Origin of the sequence: Halomonas chromatireducens, assembly GCF_001545155.1 — a bacterium.
Classification (GTDB): Bacteria; Pseudomonadota; Gammaproteobacteria; order Pseudomonadales; family Halomonadaceae; genus Halomonas; species Halomonas chromatireducens.
The window spans coordinates 1,614,051-1,631,377 of the sequence record NZ_CP014226.1; the positions used below are offsets into that span (position 1 = coordinate 1,614,051).

Annotated in this window: 14 protein-coding genes; 8 read left to right on the plus strand and 6 right to left on the minus strand. The window is 63.3% G+C overall.

Annotation, left to right across the window (positions count from 1 at the left end; genetic code table 11):
• Window positions 1-79 precede the first annotated feature (79 nt).
• Window positions 80-952, plus strand: a complete 873-nt coding sequence (locus tag LOKO_RS07555; RefSeq protein ID WP_066447177.1) for a bifunctional nuclease domain-containing protein — start codon at window positions 80-82, stop codon at window positions 950-952.
• 61 nt (window positions 953-1,013) lie between these two features.
• Here LOKO_RS07555 and LOKO_RS07560 read toward each other — a convergent pair whose 3' ends face one another.
• On the minus strand, window positions 1,014-1,829 hold the full coding sequence (locus LOKO_RS07560) for an acyl-CoA thioesterase (protein ID WP_066447179.1): 816 nt from the start codon (window positions 1,827-1,829) through the stop codon (window positions 1,014-1,016).
• A gap of 64 nt (window positions 1,830-1,893) precedes the next feature.
• Here LOKO_RS07560 and tadA point away from each other — a divergent pair, with 64 nt between their 5' ends.
• A complete protein-coding gene (gene tadA, locus LOKO_RS07565) occupies window positions 1,894-2,385 on the plus strand; it encodes a tRNA adenosine(34) deaminase TadA (protein ID WP_066447183.1) in 492 nt (163 codons plus the stop codon).
• Between the two features lie 47 nt (window positions 2,386-2,432).
• Here the strand turns inward: tadA and mltF are convergent, their stop codons facing one another.
• Entirely contained in the window at window positions 2,433-3,887 is a 1,455-nt protein-coding gene (gene mltF, locus LOKO_RS07570; RefSeq protein WP_235588969.1) for a membrane-bound lytic murein transglycosylase MltF, read from the minus strand.
• 168 nt (window positions 3,888-4,055) lie between these two features.
• Between mltF and LOKO_RS07575 the strand changes: the two genes are divergently transcribed.
• The 4 genes from LOKO_RS07575 to LOKO_RS07590 all read left to right on the plus strand — a co-directional run bounded on the left by LOKO_RS07575 (window position 4,056) and on the right by LOKO_RS07590 (window position 9,958).
• Window positions 4,056-6,974, plus strand: coding sequence for an EAL domain-containing protein (locus tag LOKO_RS07575; RefSeq protein WP_066447189.1), 2,919 nt, complete (start codon window positions 4,056-4,058; stop codon window positions 6,972-6,974).
• Between the two features lie 132 nt (window positions 6,975-7,106).
• The gene (gene sugE / locus LOKO_RS07580; protein WP_066447192.1) at window positions 7,107-7,421 is read left to right on the plus strand and encodes a quaternary ammonium compound efflux SMR transporter SugE; all 315 of its coding nucleotides are present in this window, start codon (window positions 7,107-7,109) and stop codon (window positions 7,419-7,421) included.
• A 32-nt stretch (window positions 7,422-7,453) separates the two neighbouring features.
• Window positions 7,454-8,494 carry a sensor domain-containing diguanylate cyclase gene (locus LOKO_RS07585; protein WP_235588970.1) on the plus strand — a complete coding sequence of 347 codons (1,041 nt, stop codon included), beginning with the start codon at window positions 7,454-7,456 and terminating at the stop codon, window positions 8,492-8,494.
• A gap of 144 nt (window positions 8,495-8,638) precedes the next feature.
• A complete protein-coding gene (locus LOKO_RS07590; protein ID WP_066447195.1) occupies window positions 8,639-9,958 on the plus strand; it encodes a ferredoxin reductase family protein in 1,320 nt (439 codons plus the stop codon).
• A gap of 120 nt (window positions 9,959-10,078) precedes the next feature.
• Here LOKO_RS07590 and LOKO_RS07595 read toward each other — a convergent pair whose 3' ends face one another.
• Window positions 10,079-10,747: a nitroreductase gene (locus LOKO_RS07595; RefSeq protein ID WP_066447200.1), complete on the minus strand. Its 669-nt coding sequence runs from the start codon at window positions 10,745-10,747 to the stop codon at window positions 10,079-10,081.
• A gap of 481 nt (window positions 10,748-11,228) precedes the next feature.
• On the opposite strand from LOKO_RS07595, the gene LOKO_RS07600 reads away from it, so the two are divergent.
• Both LOKO_RS07600 and LOKO_RS07605 read left to right on the plus strand, forming a co-directional pair.
• Complete coding sequence (locus LOKO_RS07600) at window positions 11,229-11,693, plus strand: DUF302 domain-containing protein (RefSeq protein WP_066447201.1); 465 nt, start codon at window positions 11,229-11,231, stop codon at window positions 11,691-11,693.
• A gap of 77 nt (window positions 11,694-11,770) precedes the next feature.
• Window positions 11,771-12,010: a hypothetical protein gene (locus LOKO_RS07605; protein ID WP_066447204.1), complete on the plus strand. Its 240-nt coding sequence runs from the start codon at window positions 11,771-11,773 to the stop codon at window positions 12,008-12,010.
• Between the two features lie 153 nt (window positions 12,011-12,163).
• Here LOKO_RS07605 and LOKO_RS07610 read toward each other — a convergent pair whose 3' ends face one another.
• The 3 genes from LOKO_RS07610 to aceF all read right to left on the minus strand — a co-directional run bounded on the left by LOKO_RS07610 (window position 12,164) and on the right by aceF (window position 17,311).
• On the minus strand, window positions 12,164-13,786 hold the full coding sequence (locus LOKO_RS07610) for an SLC13 family permease (RefSeq protein ID WP_066447205.1): 1,623 nt from the start codon (window positions 13,784-13,786) through the stop codon (window positions 12,164-12,166).
• A gap of 105 nt (window positions 13,787-13,891) precedes the next feature.
• Entirely contained in the window at window positions 13,892-16,015 is a 2,124-nt protein-coding gene (lpdA, locus tag LOKO_RS07615; RefSeq protein ID WP_083517490.1) for a dihydrolipoyl dehydrogenase, read from the minus strand.
• A 12-nt stretch (window positions 16,016-16,027) separates the two neighbouring features.
• The gene (aceF, locus tag LOKO_RS07620) at window positions 16,028-17,311 is read right to left on the minus strand and encodes a dihydrolipoyllysine-residue acetyltransferase (protein WP_066447207.1); all 1,284 of its coding nucleotides are present in this window, start codon (window positions 17,309-17,311) and stop codon (window positions 16,028-16,030) included.
• Window positions 17,312-17,327: the final 16 nt, after the last annotated feature.

A 17,327-nucleotide genomic window follows, 5' to 3' on the forward strand; every position in this document is an offset into this window, starting at 1 on the left:
GCCTCATGGCAGAGTTCGAGGCCGGGTGCCATCCTGATGGGACACCCCTATTGCCGCAGGCCGGTATTCGAGGAGGCTTATGAAACTGTCACTGTTCTTGCGCTACCTTGCGTCATTGTTTCTGGGCGGACTACTGCTGCTTGGCACGCAAGTGGCCGGTGCCCGTGAACTTGCCGCCGAACCTGAAGACATGGTCGAGGTCGAGATTGCTACCGTGGGCGTGGCCGGCTTTGGTGGGCCGCCGGTGGTGCTGTTACGCGAGCCGGGCACCCAGGATGTCATCCCAATTTTCATCGGTCCCAATGAGGCCGCTGCCATCCTGCACGGCCTGGGCGGCGAGCGCTCTCGGCGCCCAATGACCCACGAGTTGCTCGGAGACGTCCTTTCAGGCATCGAAGTGACCCTGGAGCGGATCTATGTCGATGCTATTGTCGATCATACCTTCCTTGGGATGCTGGAGCTGCGCGTCGAGGGTTGGGATGAGCCGGTGCGAATCGACAGCAGGCCCAGCGATGCCATCGCTCTGGCGCTCTATGCGGGGGCAAGCATCCACGTGGCTCCCCAGGTGCTGGAGGCGGCGCGGCAGATTGAGTACGAAGGACTGGACGATCAAGTGGTGGCTGCGCTGGGTATCACGGTCACGCCGGCGGACGATGACTTGCGCGAAGCGCTAAGCCTGCCCGACCGGGAGGGCGTCTTGGTCAGCGATACACGCGGACCTGCCGCAGAGGCCGGTATGGAACCCGGTGCCTTGATACTCGAAGTGAACGGTGAGGTGCCGACCACGCCCATGCAGTTTCTTGAACTGGTACGCGACACCGCCCGGGGCGAAGATGCCCGGCTGCGCTACTGGCAGGAGGGGGAAGAGCACGAGATCGAGCTCTCCACCGATGTACCGCCACCACGTGCGGTGCCCCGCGAGCGACTGGAGGAGCCCGGTATCCAGGCTTGATACGACAGCGTCAACGGGCCGCCTCTGTGACCTGCACGTGGCGGCCCACCTCAATGGCTGATCATGAGCGCAGGCGGGGCAGCCCCTCCTGGGGGGTTGAGGCCACCAGTCGACCATCGCGGTCATAGATGCTGCCACGAGCGAAGCCCCGTGCCCCGCCGGCCCAGGGGCTGTCCATGTCGTACAGCAGCCAGTCGTTGATCTTCACGTCGTGATGGAACCACAGCGCGTGGTCGAGGCTGGCGATCTGCAGCCTGGGATCGCGGAAGGTTATCCCGTGAGGAACCAGCGCCGTGGTCAGCAGGTTGAAATCCGAGCTGTAGGCCAGCAAGTAGCGGTGCAGGGCGGGGTCGTCGGGCATATCGCCGGTCAGGCGAAACCAGAGCCGCTTGCGCGAGGGCTGACCCGTCTCGGCCTCGTCTCCCAGGTGGAGAAACTCGATGGGGTGGCCGGGGAAACGTTCCAGCCGAGCCGAGGGATCACTGTCCAGGTCTTCGGGATGGGTGACCTCGGGCATGGCCATCTGGTGGGCCATGCTCTGCTCGCTGCCATGGAAGGAGGCGCTGCAGAAGAAGATCGGGCGTCCCTTCTGGATGGCGGTGACGCGTCGCGTGGTGAAGCTGGCGCCATCGCGAACGGCATCGACCTGATAGACTACCGGGCGGTGGGGGTCGCCGGGGCGCAGGAAGTAGCCGTGCAGAGAATGAACCTGTCGCTCGGCATCCACTGTTTGTGTAGCGGCCGAGAGCGCCTGGCCGAGTACCTGGCCACCGAACAGCTGGGGCAGGCCAAGGTCCTGGCTGTGGCCGCGAAACAGGTTCTCCTCGATCTCTTCCAGGCCGAGCAAGGCAACGAGAGCATTCAGGGCGTCGCTCATGGGAATCCTCAGGGGCGTATCATACAGTTGTTTAATAGCATCAGCATACACGGAGTGCGGGCCGATGCGCAGTGACGAATTCTACATGCATCGGGCGCTCGACCAGGCGCGGGAAGGGCTGGCTGCCGGCGAGGTGCCGGTGGGTGCGGTGGTGGTGGATGCGGCCGGCGAGATCGTTGGAGCCGGCTACAATGCGCCGGTGTCGTGCCACGACCCCAGCGCCCATGCCGAGGTTCGTGCATTGCGCGATGCGGGAGCCCGGCTGGGCAACTACCGACTCGACGGCTGCACGCTCTTCGTTACCCTCGAACCCTGCCTGATGTGTACCGGAGCGATCATTCAAGCGCGTCTGGCCCGGGTCGTCTATGGTGCGGCGGAGCCGCGTACCGGTATGGTCGAGTCCAAGGCCAATCTCTTCGTTCAGCCCTGGCACAACCACCGGGTGCAGGTGGAAGGTGGGCTGCTCGCCACGCGAGTGTCGCAACTGCTCAAGGCGTTCTTCGAGGCACGCCGTGAGAGTGCAAAAAAAGACGAATCAGGATGCGCCAGTGGCTAGCGTGCCAAGCCTGTCGTCATTGAGGCGTGAAGTTCAGGTCGGGATTCTCAACGAATAGGGGGCACGATATCGAACAGCAGGCCATCGTCATCGGCGGCTTCGCCATTCAGGTCGTTGAGCTGTAGATACTGCTGCTGGCTGCGATCGACGTAGGTCAGGATCTCGTAATAGCGGCGGATATTGCGTACATAGATGACAGGCTCGCCCCCACGGGCATAGCCATGGCGGGTCTGGCTGTGCCATTCGCGTTTCTGCAGCAGAGGCAGGGCTTCGCGGACGTCCTTCCAGCGGTCGGGGTCGCCATAGAGCTGCTCGGTGATACGGCGGGCGTCGTAGAGGTGGCCCAGGCCGACATTGTAGGCGGCCATGGCCATGAACAGCCTGTCCTCTCCCTGGATGGAGTCGGGCAAGCGATCCTTGATGTGTCGCAGGTAGCGCGCGCCGCCATCGATGCTCTGGGCCGGGTCCAGGCGGTCATCGACACCCATCTCGCCGGCGGTGGGCAGGGTCAGCATCATCAGTCCGCGGACGCCGGTGGGGGAGGTGGCTTCGGGGTCCCAGTGAGACTCCTGGTAGCCCAGGGCCGCCAGAAGCTTCCAGTCGAAGCCGGTGTTGCGGGCTGCCTCTCGAAACAGGGCCGTATAGTCGGGAAGACGCTCATGCAGGTGGGCGATGAACACCCGGGCACCCACATATTCCAGGTAGTCGTCGTGACCAAAGTGGCGTTCGACCAGGTCGTCGAGAACCCCTTCGTGCTGCAACTGCTCGAGGAATCGATTAGCCTCCTGCTGCAACCGCAGGCCGCCCAGGGCGGGAAAGGCCCAGGCCATGGAGAGCGGCTCGCCGATGGGAAAGCCACGCTCGACGCCGGGGAAGAAGATGCGGTTGATGCGGAACTGGTGGTCATAGACCACGGCCGCATCGAGATTGCCACTCTCCACGCGGCTGAGCAGTTCGGCAACTTCGACTTCCGGCGATTCACGCCAGCCAAGCTCGGGAAATTCTGCCTGCAGTTCGCGTAGCGCCTGGTCGGCGCCGGAGCCGCGGATGGTGCCGATTTCCAGGCCGGCCAGGCCTTCGGGGCTCTTGACCGGGGGCAAGCCGCGCCGATAGACCAGCACTGGCTGCAGATCGAACATAGCCCGGCTGAAGATCAGCCCTTCCAGGGTCGGATCCAGGGGCAGCGTGGCGGCGCCCAGGTCCCCTTCCCGGCGCACGGTGTCGATCACGCTCATGATGTGGTGGCTGGCGTCCAGGGTGAGGCTGACCTCGAGGTGGTCGGCAAAGCGCCGCATCAGCTCGTACTCGAAGCCAGTCGGGCCATGGCGGCCTTCATAGTAGGTGGTAGGCGTGTTTCGGGTATGCACGCTGAGAAAATCCCGCTCACGCACGGCCTCGAGGAGGTCGTCTGGCGGGGTGAAGTGCCGGTAGGGTAGCAGGAACAGCATGACACCCAGCAGCAGGGCAGCAAGGCGCAGATGGTACTGCGCTTGTCGACTCATGGGTTTGGGCATTTAGGCCACGATCGGCGATGAGGGCTTTACGATAACGTTACAAGCAGCCAGTGTCATCCGCCGGATTTCGTCCCGCCCCCGCTTTCCAGTATCATGTCGGCTTTCTGCGCCGCGTATGCGGCCCCTTCCTTCGCTTGCTTCAGAGGCTCCAAAGACATGCTCGAACTTCGAGGCGCGCCTGCCCTTTCCGCTTTCCGTCACGACAAGCTGCTGGCTGCCCTGCGCGCGCGGGTTCCCGAGGTCGAGTCCCTGCACGCTACCTACGTGCATTTCGTCGATCATGATGGTGAGCTGTCCGACGATGAGCGACAGGTCCTCGACCGCCTGCTCGACTATGGCATCCAGAGTGAGGGCGCGAATGATCTTGGCGCCGAGGGGCAGCTGTTTCTGGTGGTGCCGCGAATCGGCACCCAGTCGCCCTGGTCGTCCAAGGCCACCGATATCGTGCATAACTGCGGCCTGGCGAAGATCCGTCGCCTGGAGCGGGGGATCGCCTACCGTGTCGTGCTCAGGGCGCCGATGTCCGAGACCGCCTATTCCACCATCGTGGAGACCCTGCACGACCGCATGACCGAGAACGTGCTGGCCGATGCATCCGATGCCGCCAGGCTCTTTGCCCATCATGAGCCGGCACCGCTGGGTCAGGTGAATGTTCTCGAAGGCGGCCGAGGCGCCCTGGAGGCGGCCAACGGCGAACTGGGACTGGCCCTGGCCGACGACGAGATCGACTACCTGCTGGCCGCTTTCCAGGAGCTGGCGCGCAACCCCACCGACGTCGAGCTGATGATGTTTGCCCAGGCGAACTCCGAGCATTGTCGCCACAAGATATTCAATGCCGACTGGGTGGTGGACGGCAAGGCGCAGCCGCACTCGCTGTTCAAGATGATCAAGAACACCTTCAATGCCTCGCCAAACGACATCCTCTCGGCCTACAGCGACAATGCTGCCGTGATCCGGGGCAGCGAGGCGGGGCGCTTCTTTCCAGCGCCGCTGACCGGCAAGGCTGCCGAGCGTGCCGTCTACGGCGCGCAGCACGAGCCGATTCACATCCTGATGAAGGTGGAAACGCACAACCATCCCACGGCCATCGCGCCCTATCCCGGGGCCGCTACCGGTGCCGGTGGCGAGATCCGTGACGAAGGCGCCACGGGCATCGGTGGCAAGCCCAAGGCGGGTCTCACCGGCTTTACCGTTTCCAACCTGCGCATCCCCGAGTTCGTGCAGCCCTGGGAAGCCTTCGATTACGGCAAGCCGGACCGGATGCAGTCGGCGCTTTCGATCATGCTCGAGGGCCCCATCGGCGGCGCCTCCTTCAACAACGAGTTCGGGCGTCCCAACCTTGCCGGTTACTTCCGCACCTTCGAGCAGGATGCCATGGGCGCCGGGGGCATCGAGCGGAGTGTGGAAGCCAGCATCAACGGCATCGTGATTGCCGACGCCACCGAGGCCGACTGCCCCATTACCTACGCCAATAGCGCCTTCCAGGTCATGACAGGCTACCGGGAGGAGGAGCTGATGGGGCGTAACTGCCGCTTCCTGCAGGGAGAGGAGACGGACCCCGAAACGGTGGCACTGCTGCGCTCTCGGTTGGCCGAGCAGCGTGAATGCCATGTCACGCTGCGGAACTATCGCAAGGATGGCAGCGCCTTCTGGAATGCCCTCTACGTGTCGCCGGTGCCCGATAGCGATGGTCGAGTGACCCACTTTGTCGGCGTGCTGAACGATGTCTCCGAACGCCAGGCTTATGAAGAGCGCCTGGCCCACAGTGCCAGCCACGACACCTTGACGGGCCTGGCCAACCGGGCGCTGCTGGAAGAACGATTGATTCACCATTTCGCCTTGTCGCAGCGCCAAGGTCACACCATGGCCGTCATGTTCGTGGACCTGGACGACTTCAAGCCGATCAATGATAGCCTGGGCCATGCCATAGGAGACCGAGTGCTGGTCGAGGTGGCCAGTCGACTGAGTAGCGTCATGCGCCCTGGCGACACCCTTGGGCGGCTGGGGGGGGACGAGTTCGTGGCATTGCTGCCCGCTACGCCCCATGACGTGCAGGCGCAAATGGCAAAGCGGTTACTCAAGCTCCTGGCAAGACCTTATCGCATCGAGCGCCATGAGCTGCACCTGTCGGCGAGTATCGGTATTGCTGTCAGCAGTGACGCTGTCGAGCAGCCTATGGAGTTGATCCAGCAGGCGGATATGGCAATGTACAGGGCCAAGCAGCAGGGGCGTAATGCCTATCAGTGGTTCACTCACGAAATCACCAGGCGCGTCAATGAGCGGCTGGTGATGCGCAACGAGCTCCAGGACGCCATTGACACGCAGCGGCTCCAGCTGTATTACCAGCCACTCTATGATCCGGCCCACCACATCGTCTCCGTGGAAGCCCTGCTTCGCTGGCCACATCCTGACCGGGGTTTTGTACCACCCAGTGAATTCATCCCCTTGGCGGAAGAGACCGGGCAGATCATGCCCATCAGCCGCTGGGTGCTCGAACGCGCCTGTCTCGACATGCGTCTGCTGGATACGCGAGGACTCGAAGGCCTCAAGGTAGCGGTCAATCTCTCACCCATGCAGTTTCACCGTTCGGGGTTCCTCGAGACACTGAGGGAGACACTGGGGCGCCTATCCTTTCCGGCCAACCGGTTGGAGCTGGAGCTGACCGAAGGCGTACTCCTCAATGATGCGGAGGAGGCTGTCGAGATTCTTCACGCCCTGCGCAGCATGGGGGTCGAGGTTTCCATCGACGATTTTGGCACCGGCTTTTCCAGCCTCAATTACCTCAAGCACTTGCCCATCAGCAAGGTGAAGATTGATCGCAGCTTCGTCAGCGAAGTGATCGACAGTGCGGATGATGCCTCGATCGTGCAAGCCATCATTTCCATGGCTCACCACCTGGGCCTGCTGGTCGTGGCGGAAGGTATCGAAACCGATGAGCAGCATAGCCTGCTGAAGGAGTATGGCTGTGAAATCTTCCAGGGCTTTCTGCTTGCCCGCCCCATGCCGCTGGCTCAGCTTGAGGCGCTCTTGAGAGCCGACAAGCGGACGAAGCCGGTTACCTCCGGAGGCGGCTGAGTTCGGCCTTCCCGCATTGACCTGATCGCACGGGTCAGTAGAATCACGGACACGCTTTTCGTCGCCGGGACGACCCGGTGTACGACCTCTTCATACCGGGGACGACCCCATTCCACCATGGAAGCGAAGCTCATGGCGTGGATCATTCTCGTCGTTGCCGGTCTCCTCGAGGTGGCCTGGGCACTGGGCCTGAAGGCTTCCGAGGGTTTCTCCCGGCCGCTGCCCAGCGTTCTGACCATCATCGCCATGGTTGCCAGTTTCTACCTCCTCGCCCAGGCAATGAAAGTGCTGCCGGTAGGCACCGCCTATGCCATATGGGTGGGCATTGGCGCCGTGGGTACGGTAGTGCTTGGCATACTCCTCTATGGCGACAGCGCGTCACCACTGCGCCTGCTCAGTCTGGTTCTGATCCTGGCGGGGCTGGTGGGGCTGAAGTTGGCCGGATAGGATGCAGTACAATGCACAAAAGTGAGGTATCCATGTCAATGCCGCCGCAAGGCCTACCCTCCGGCGAACTGCTCGACCAGCTGGCGCGGGCTGTGACCGACAACGATGACCTGGAAAGCCTGGTAAGGCCATTACTCGAGCTGCTGCAGGCCGTGACAGAGCTGGAATCCACTTACCTGACCACCATCGATCCGGATGAGCGTTTTCAGCACATCCAGTTTGCCTACAATCCCCATGGACTGACGATTCCCGAAGGTCTTTCGGTGCCCTGGAGCGATACGCTCTGCAAGCGTGCGTTGGATGAAGGGCGTGCGTACACCGACACTGTCGCCGAATGCTGGGCCGATTCGGGTGCGGCCAGGCAACTGGGCCTGGTGACCTACCTCAGTGCCCCGGTCAGGGTGGGTGACAGTGAGCTGTATGGCACGTTATGCGGTGCCAGCGCCTCTCGTGTCGCGGTCACCGCCGAGGCAGAGCGGCTGCTGGGCCTGTTCGCGAACCTGATCGCCCGGCAGATCGAGCGTGATCGACTGCTGCAGAAACTGCGGCAGGAGAACTCGCTGTTCAGCAGCTATGCCCTCACCGACCCCTTGACCGGCATACCCAACCGACGTGCCCTCTACCATGAGCTTTCCCGAAGCCTGGCCAATGCGGCCCGCTATGGGGAGGCACTGTATATCGCCTTCATCGACCTCGATGGCTTCAAGGCCATCAATGACCAATATGGCCATGACGCGGGTGACAGGTTCCTGATCAGCATGACCTCCGTGCTGACCAAGGGACTGCGAACCGGCGATTACCTGGCCCGGACTGGTGGGGACGAATTCGTCTTTTTTGGTCTGGGCAGCAGAGCGGATACTGCGGACAAGGATGAGGATGTCTTGCACCACCGACTCGAAAGCCTGACCACCGGACGCTTTGATATCGGGTATCAGTCCATCGAGTATCCGGGTGCCAGCGTCGGCTTGATACGGGCCGGGAACGGTGAGCGGGATATCGACGGGTTGCTGAAACGGGCCGATGCGGCAATGTATGTGGTAAAACGGGCTAGGCGGAGTAGAAGGCAGTTTTGAACCGTGTCGGTTTGCTTGGTGACTCCAATGGCAATGAGCGGACAGTGGGAGTGATTACGCTGGCAGCCGGTGGTGTTGCTTGGATATGCCAAGGGCTTCAGCCACACTGGCAGGGCAGGCATGGATGCGAGTCAAGGAGGACATATGAGACCCATCATTCGTCGCGGGCTGCTATGGGGCAGCCTCTATCTGGTATTGGCGCTACTACCACTCGGCATCGCGCTCATCGTCTTGCCCGAAGAAACCCGCGGTCTGCTCGGTGCCACCGGCGTGATGTTCGGTCTGCTGGCGCTGGGGGTGTTCGGCATGCAGGTCGTCATCTCCGGTCGGCACCGCTGGTTTGCAGAGAGCATTGGCTTCGACAATATCCTGCAGTTTCACCGCCAGACCGGGCTGCTGGCGCTGTGGCTGGTGGTGGCGCATCCGCTGCTGATTTTTGCCAGCGACCCGAGCTATATCGAGTTTCTTGACCCCCGCGACGATACCCTGCGCGCTCTGGCCCTGATCGGCTTGCTGATTGCCAGCGTGGTGCTGATCATCAGTTCACTATGGCGAGTGCAACTGGGGCTGTCCTACGAATGGTGGCGCCTGCTGCATGGTGGCCTGGCGCTATTCGTGATACTCGGCGGGTTAGGCCACGCGCTGATGGCCAGCCACTACACGGCCGGCTGGCTCACCGCCGGGCTGCTCGTTGTGGTCCTGATGGTGCCGGTATATCTACTGCTCGACTCCCGACTGATCCGCCTATGGCGATTGCGCAAGCGGCCCTGGCAGGTGGTCGACAATCAGCCAGCCCTGGGCGATGCCACCACTCTGACCCTGGAGGCCGAGGGTGACCATCGCTTCGACTTCAATGCCGGCCAGTTCTTCTGGATCACCCTCGGTGACTCACCGTTCTCGCTGCAGCAGCACCCCTTCTCGCTGGCATCGAGCGCCTGCAGCCCGGGACGGGTCGCTTTCACCGCCAAGAATCTCGGTGACTTCACCGCCACTCTGCCGGACGTGACTCCCGGCACCCGGGCCTTCATCGAGGGGCCTTACGGAGCATTCATCCCCAATGTGAGCAGCGCCTCCGGGGTGGTGATGCTAGCCGGTGGTATCGGCGTGACACCGATCCTGAGCATCCTGCGCACCTTCCGCGACCAGGGGGTGACCCTGCCGCTGTGGTTGATCTACGCCAACCCCAGTTGGGACGAGGCGACCTTTCGTGATGAGCTTGCCGAGCTGGAGGCCGAGTTGCCGCTGAAGGTTATCCACGTGCTCAGCGACCCGCCCGAGGGCTGGCAGGGCGAGACCGGCTACATCGACAAGGCGTTGCTGGAACGCTGCCTGCCGGAAGATGACGGCCAGCGCGAGTATTTCATCTGCGGGCCGGAGCCGATGATGAACGCAGCAGAGGGGGCACTGGTCGAGCTTGAAGTGCCTGCCACGCGGCTTACGTCCGATCGTTTCGACATCGTTTGAGGAGGCTGATCATGATCATGCTGCATCAATATGTCCGCTACGCCGGCAACCTGGCCGGTATCGTTCTGGTAGGGGTAGCCGTTGCGGTTGCCGTGATGGTGGTCCGATGACAGAGCGTCATCAGCTGTAGAAGCGCGTAAAGGACTCAAGCCCTTCACGCTCGGGTGCGAAGCCGTTCTCCGGTGCGTTGGGATCGGCATGGCCGAGTGCCAGCGCACACAGCACCAGCTCGCTGTCGTCCAGCGTCAGCTGCTCGCGAATCACGCGGTGATAGGGGGCGATGGCGGCCTGGGCACAGCTGTGCAGGCCCTGACCGCGGGCGGCCAGCATCAGGCTTTGCAGGAACATGCCGCAGTCCATGAAACTGCCGGTATCCAGGCGCCGGTCGAGGGTCAGGATCATCGCTACCGGGGCATCGAAGAAGGCATAGTTGCGCCTCGCCTGGGCCAGGCGCTTGTCGCGCTCCTCCCGTTGGATACCCAGTGTCTCGTAAAGGCCGTATCCGCAGCGCCGGCGCCGGCTAATATATGGCTCGAACCATTCACGCGGGTAGTAGACGTATTCGGCCTGGTGCTGGCCGGGCTCCCCATCAAAGGCTGCCTCAAGCGCATTGCGCAGTGCCGCCAGCGGCTCGCCGGTGACCACATGTATCTGCCAAGGCTGGATGTTGCTGCCGCTGGGGGCCTGTCTCGCCACGTTCAGCAGATGCTTTAGCGTCTCTCGCGGCACGGGGGTGGGCAGGAAGCGACGCACCGATCGTCGCGACATAATGGCATCGTCTACATGCATGGAAGGCACCTCATAGCGATGAGTGGCCTATCATGGTGCCGTCTTCCCAGCAGATTTGCGATGCCAAAGACAGAGCTCATAGCTCATGTGGGTTGCGGAGTCGCTGCCCAGGCTCAGTTGTCATACTGGTGCAAGCGCCTGAATAAAAGGGCGTACCTTGCTGTGCTTGGGGCGGGAAAGGCGTTTTCGTCGATGGGGAAGCCTTCGCGCAGTGGATCGGCTTTGATGCGCCTGCTCCGGCACGGGGTGGGTAGCTACCGACCGAACGCATCGTGCTAATTAAGCATAAGCGCAGCTGCTGCGGCAATTTTTCAACGCCTCTCCTGGCCCCCGTTTCACTGCTGCTGGTGGTGGTGGGGCTTTGGTTCAGCCTGCAACGCCTGGCAAGAGAGTCAGGGCTGTCGTCACTTGCCGTGGGAGAAAACTTTGACGAGGCTGAAGGCTCCCCCAGCAGGATTTTCCGCTCAGGAGAGCTACGACCATGTACAAGATTTTCCCCCTTCTCGGCGCAACCGCCTTCCTGATCGCCCTTGGCGGTGCTAAGGCCGATGACGTCGACAAAGGTATCGAGCAGGTCACCAGCGATGATGGAATCGATCGTGTCGAGGAGCGTTTGCGCACGGCTCTGGATGAGCGTGGCATGGTGTTGGTCACCATGGTGGATCATTCCGCTAACGCAGAGCGAGTCTCGCTGTCCTTGCCCCCTACCCGCATGTTCTTGTTCGGCAACCCCGAAGTGGGAACGCCCATGATGCAGTGCCAGGGTGGTCTCGCACTGGACCTGCCCCAGAAGATGCTGCTGCGTGAGGAAGACGGTACAACCTTGATCGAGTGGAACGATCCTAATTACCTGGCTTGGCGCCATGACCTCGATGATTGCGACCTTCCGTTGGAGCAGGTGGCCGAGGCCTTGTCGGGCATCGCCAACCAGGCCGCGGGTAACTGAGTGGTGCAGTAGCGATTCACCTCTATCGAGCGCGCCTTCATCGGCACTGGTGCTCGTCAGCCAGAGCCGCCGTCAACATGACCGGCGGCGAGGCCACTCTGGACCTCAGTGCCATGCCGGCAGTGATCTTCACCGACCCCCAGGTGGCCACCGTCGGCCTGACGGAAGCCGAGGCGCTCAAGCAAGGCTTCAGCATCGATACCCGCGTGCTCGCCCTGAAAAACGTGCCGCGTGCCCTGGTGAATTTCGACACTGGTGGTTTTATCAAGATGGTGGCCGACCGCGACTCGGGGCGGTTGCCGGGGGGCAGGCGGTAGCGGGGGAGGCCGGTGAACTGATTCAGACGGCGGTGACGCCGATACTCCGATGAATTGAAGGTTGAGGTGGTTAACATGGTTCGGGGGGTAAAAGGGAGGGTGCCGCGTCGTACCGGTCAAGAGCCCGACGCGGCACCGCCCACCGCCGCTGGGTCAGAACTGCAGCCCGAGCGCGAAGCCGCCGATCAGGTAGCAGAAGAGGGTGATCAAGACGATACCGATGACGTTGAGTACGACCCCGCCACGCGCCATCTGGGCGATGGTGACCGCGCCGGTGCCGAAGACAATGGCGTTCGGGGGCGTACCGACCGGCAGCATGAAGGCGCAGGTCGCGGCGAAGGCCGCCGGGATCAGCAGCGTCATCGGGTCGGCGCCGATACCGAGCGCAACGCCCCCGAGCACGGGGATGAAGGTCGCGGCGGTTGCCGTATTGCTGGTCACCTCGGTCAGGAACAGGATGATCGTAGCCACGGCGGCGACCAACAGGATGATCGGCAGCATGCCGAGGCCCGTGACCTGCTGGCCGAACCAGCTGTCGAGGCCGGACGCGGCGACGGCGCCGGCGAGGCTCAGGCCGCCACCGAACAGAAGCAGGACGCCCCAGGGCAGCCCGTCCTCGGCATCCTGCCAGGTCAGTACCATCTCGCTGCGGCCTCTCCCGGGCAGGATGAACATCGCGATGCCGGCGGCCACGGCGATGGCGGTGTCGTTGAGATTGCCCAGCGGCCCCAGCCATTGGCCTACGCCCGGGATGTTGCCGAGTACGCCGGGTACGACCCAGAGGAACGCCGCCGAGAGGAACACCAACAGCACCATCTTCTCACCCTGACTGAAGGTGCCGAGCTTCTGGATCTCCCCATCGATCATCTCTTTTCCGCCGGGGATCTCCTCGACCTTGAACGGGTAGAGCACCCGGGTCATCAGCACCCAGCCCACCAGGATGAAGGTGAAGGCCAGCGGCACGCCGAGCATCATCCACTCGAGGAAGCCGATGTTGCGCCCCAGTTCATCGGCGGCATAGCCGGCAACGATGGCGTTCGGCGGGCTGCCGAGCAGGGTGCCGAGGCCCCCCATGCTCGCCGACCAGGCGATCGCCAGGAGCAGGCAGAGGCCGAACCGCTTGATGTTGTCATCGAAGATGAAGTCCACATGACCGGGCCGGTGGTGGTCATGATCATGGCCGGCGGGGTCGTGCCCGGGCGTGGCCGTCTTCAGCGACTCGCCGCTACGCTCTGCGACCAGGGCCAGCACGGAGAGTCCGATCGGCAGCATCATCAGCGTCGTCGCGGTATTGGATACCCACATCGACAGGAAGCCCGTGGCGAGCATCATGCCGAGCACGATGCGCTTCGGCTCGACACCCACCCGTGCCAGCGTCAGCAGCGCAATGCGGCGATGGAGGTTCCATTTCTCCATGGCGATGGCGATCAGAAAACCGCCGAGGAAAAGAAACACAATGGGGCTGGCATAGGGCGCCGTGGCCTCACCGACGGTCCGCGCCGTCACCATCGGGATCAGCACGATCGGCAACAAGGATGTGGCCGAGAGCGGGATCGCCTCGGTCATCCACCAGACCGCCATCAGGGTGGCGATCGCGGCGACCCAGCGCGCGTCTGACGACAGTCCCTCGGCATAGCCCATGGCGATCCATACGATCAACGCCATGACCAGACCGAAGGCACGCAGGCCCCAGATCATTTTCGCGGATCGCTCACCGGGTCCTTGCTCTCCGGAGAAGTCTTCGTATTCTCCTTGCTGGCGAGGTTGCTCGGCCATCGTTAGGTCCTCCTCCGGTGTGCATGTTCAGGCGTTCCCGGGTTCACGGCTGAGGGCGGACCGCCGCTTGAGCACGGCGGCGTCAGCCGCCCACTGGCATTCACCCTATCGCTTCTTCTGCGGCGGCAGATCGGTACACACGCCTTCGAACAGTTCGGCGGCCATGCCCACCGATTCGCCCAGGGTCGGATGCGGGTGGATGGTCTTGCCGATGTCGACCGGGTCGCAGCCCATCTCGATGGCCAGGCACAGTTCGCTGATCAGGTCCCCCGCCTGGGTGCCGACGATGGCGCCGCCGATGATGCGATGAGTCTCCTCGTCGAACAACACCTTGGTGAACCCTTCGTCGCGGCCGTTGGCGATGGCACGACCGGAAGCTGCCCAGGGGAATACCGCCTTGCCGTACTTGATGCCTTCGGCCTTGCATTCGGCCTCGGTCTTGCCGGCCCAGGCCACTTCCGGATCGGTGTAGGCCACCGAGGGTATCTGGCGGGCATCGAAGAAACTCTTCTGGCCGGCGGCGGCTTCCGCCGCGACATGGGCCTCATGCACCGCCTTGTGAGCCAGCATCGGCTGGCCGATGATGTCGCCGATGGCGAAGATGTGTCCGACGTTGGTGCGCATCTGCTTGTCGGTGGCGATGAAGCCGCGTTCGTCCACCGCTACGCCGGCGTTCTCGGCACCGATCTTGTTGCCGTTGGGCGTGCGACCGACCGATTGCAGGATCATGTCGTACAGCTGAGGCTCGGTGGGGGCGTTGTCGCCCTCGAAGCTGACCTTGAGTCCGTTCTTTTGTGCCTTTACGTCGGTGGTCCGGGTCTTGAGCATCACCTTGTCGAAGCGGGGCGTGTTGACCTTCTCCCAGACCTTGACCAGGTCGCGGTCGGCGCCGGTCATCAGCCCGTCGAGCATCTCGACCACGTCGATGCGCGTGCCCAGGCTGGAGTAGACCGTGGCCATCTCCAGGCCGATGATGCCGCCGCCGATGACCAGCATGCGCTTGGGGATGGTGGTCAGTTCCAGGGCGCCGGTGGAGTCGACCACCCGGGGGTCGTCGGGAATGAAGGGGAGTTTCACCGACTGCGAACCGGCGGCGATGATGCACTTGTCGAACTTCACCACCTGCTTGTCGCCGGTCGGCTCCTGGCCGTCGCCGCTGGTCAGGGCAACCTCCAGGTGATGGGGGTCGAGGAATTTTCCTACCCCACGCACCGTCCGGACCTTGCGTGCCTTGGCCATGCCGGCCAGCCCCCCGGTGAGCTTGCCGACGACCTTTTCCTTCCAGCCGCGCAGCTTGTCGAGATCGATCTTCGGTTTACCGAAGGCGATGCCGTGTTCGGCCATGCCTTTGGCTGCGTCGGTGACCGCTGTGACATGCAGCAGCGCCTTTGAGGGGATGCAGCCGACGTTAAGGCAGACCCCACCCAGAGTGGCATAGCGTTCCACCAGCACGGTTTTCATCCCCAGGTCGGCGGCCCGAAAGGCGGCCGAGTAGCCGCCCGGGCCGGCACCGAGCACCAGCATCTCGCATTCGAGATCGGCCCCGCCGGTATGGGTGGCCGCCTTTGGGCCGGGCGCAGCCGCTTTCTGTTCGCCTGCTCCCGCGGCGGCAGCGGATGGGGCGGCAGCGGATGGGGCGGCGGCTTTGCCTTCCGCTTCGAGCATCAGAATCGCCGAGCCTTTCGAGACCTTGTCGCCCACCGCCACCAACACGTCGGTGATCTTGCCGGCCTTGGGGGCGGGCACATCCATCGAGGCCTTGTCGGACTCCACGGTGATCAGCGGGTCCTCGGCACGGATGGTATCGCCTGGCCGCACCAGCACCTCGATCACCGGGACGTCCTGGAAATCGCCGATGTCCGGCACCCGAACCTCTTCCAGGCTGCCACCGCCATAACCTCCGCCGGCATCGCCGGGCGCCGCTGAGCCAACCCCTCTTTCATGGACCGCCGGATGCGGATCATGATCCGCCACCCGGGATCCGGTCTCGGCCGGCTCCATCATCAGGATGATCGAGCCTTCGGAAACCTTGTCCCCCTCCTTTACCTTGAGTTCTCCCACCGTGCCCGACATCGGCGACGGCACGTCCATGGAGGCCTTGTCGGTCTCCAGCGTGATCAGCGGGGCTTCGATGTCAATCGCGTCGCCCGGCTTGACCAGCACCTCGATGATCTCGACGTCCTTGAAGTCCCCGATATCGGGGACCTTGACTTCGATTGCATTGGCCATGTCGTGGGCTCCTCACATGATGATGCGCCGCATGTCGGCGAGCAGGTTGGCGAAATGGACGTTGAAACGGGCCGCGGCGGCGCCGTCGATCACCCGGTGATCCCAGGAGAGCGACAGGGGCAGCACGAACCGCCACTCCGACTGCTTGCCGTCCGGCGAGACCTGCTTCCAGTAGGAGCGACACACCCCCATGATGGCCACTTCGGGGGCGTTGATGATGGGCGTGAAATAGAGCCCACCGATTCCGCCCAGCGAGGAGATGGTGAAACAGCCGCCCTGCATTTGATCGGGCTTGAGCTTGCCGTCGCGGGCCAGCTTGGCCAGCGCCCCCATTTCCTGGGCGATCTCGGCCACGCCTTTCTGGTCCGCATCGCGGATCACCGGGACCACCAGGCCGTTGGGCGTGTCGGCGGCAAAGCCGATGTGGTAGTACTGCTTGAGAATCAGGTTGTCGCCGTCCAGCGAGGCATTGAACTCGGGGAACTGCTTCAGGGAGGCGACTGCGGCCTTGATCATGAAAGCCAGCATGCTGACCTTGATGCCGGCCTTCTCGTTGGCCTTGTTGAACTGTACCCGGAAGGCCTCCAGGTCGGTGATGTCGGCCTCGTCGTGGTTGGTGACGTGGGGAATCTGCACCCAGTTGCGATGCAGGTTGGCGCCGGAGATCTTCTTGATGCGCGACAGCGGCTGGGTCTCTACCGGGCCGAACTTGCTGAAGTCCACCTTGGGCCAGGGCAGCAGATCCAGGCCACCGCCAGCGGTTGGAGCGCCAGTTGAAGCGCTAGCCGCCGCCGGGGCGCCACCCTTGGCGAAGCTGCGTATGTCCTCCTGGGTGACCCTGCCCTTGAGGCCGGTGGGTGGCACTCGGGTCAGGTCCCCCTCCAGTTCGCGAGCCAGCCGGCGAGCCGAGGGGCTGGCGTGAACACGGCTGAAGTCCGCGATTTGGCCGGGCGACGGCGCGGCCGTCGGTGGGCTGGAGGGGGTAGCCCCCGGTGGCGGTGTCTTCGTCTCTTCCGCATCGGGGGAGGGGGAAGGGGCGGCAGGGGACGCCGCTTCGCCGTCCGCCTCCAGCGTCAGGATCGTCGACCCTTCGGAGACCGAGTCACCGAGCTTGACCTTGACCTCCTTGACAGTGCCTGCCTTAGGGGCGGGCACGTCCATTGAGGCCTTGTCGGACTCCACGGTGATCAGCGGGTCCTCGGCCTGGATACTGTCGCCGGCCTGGACGTGGATTTGGATGATCGGCACATCGGCGAAGTCGCCGATGTCGGGTACCTTGATGTCTTGGATAGCCACGTTGCTTCTCCTCCGG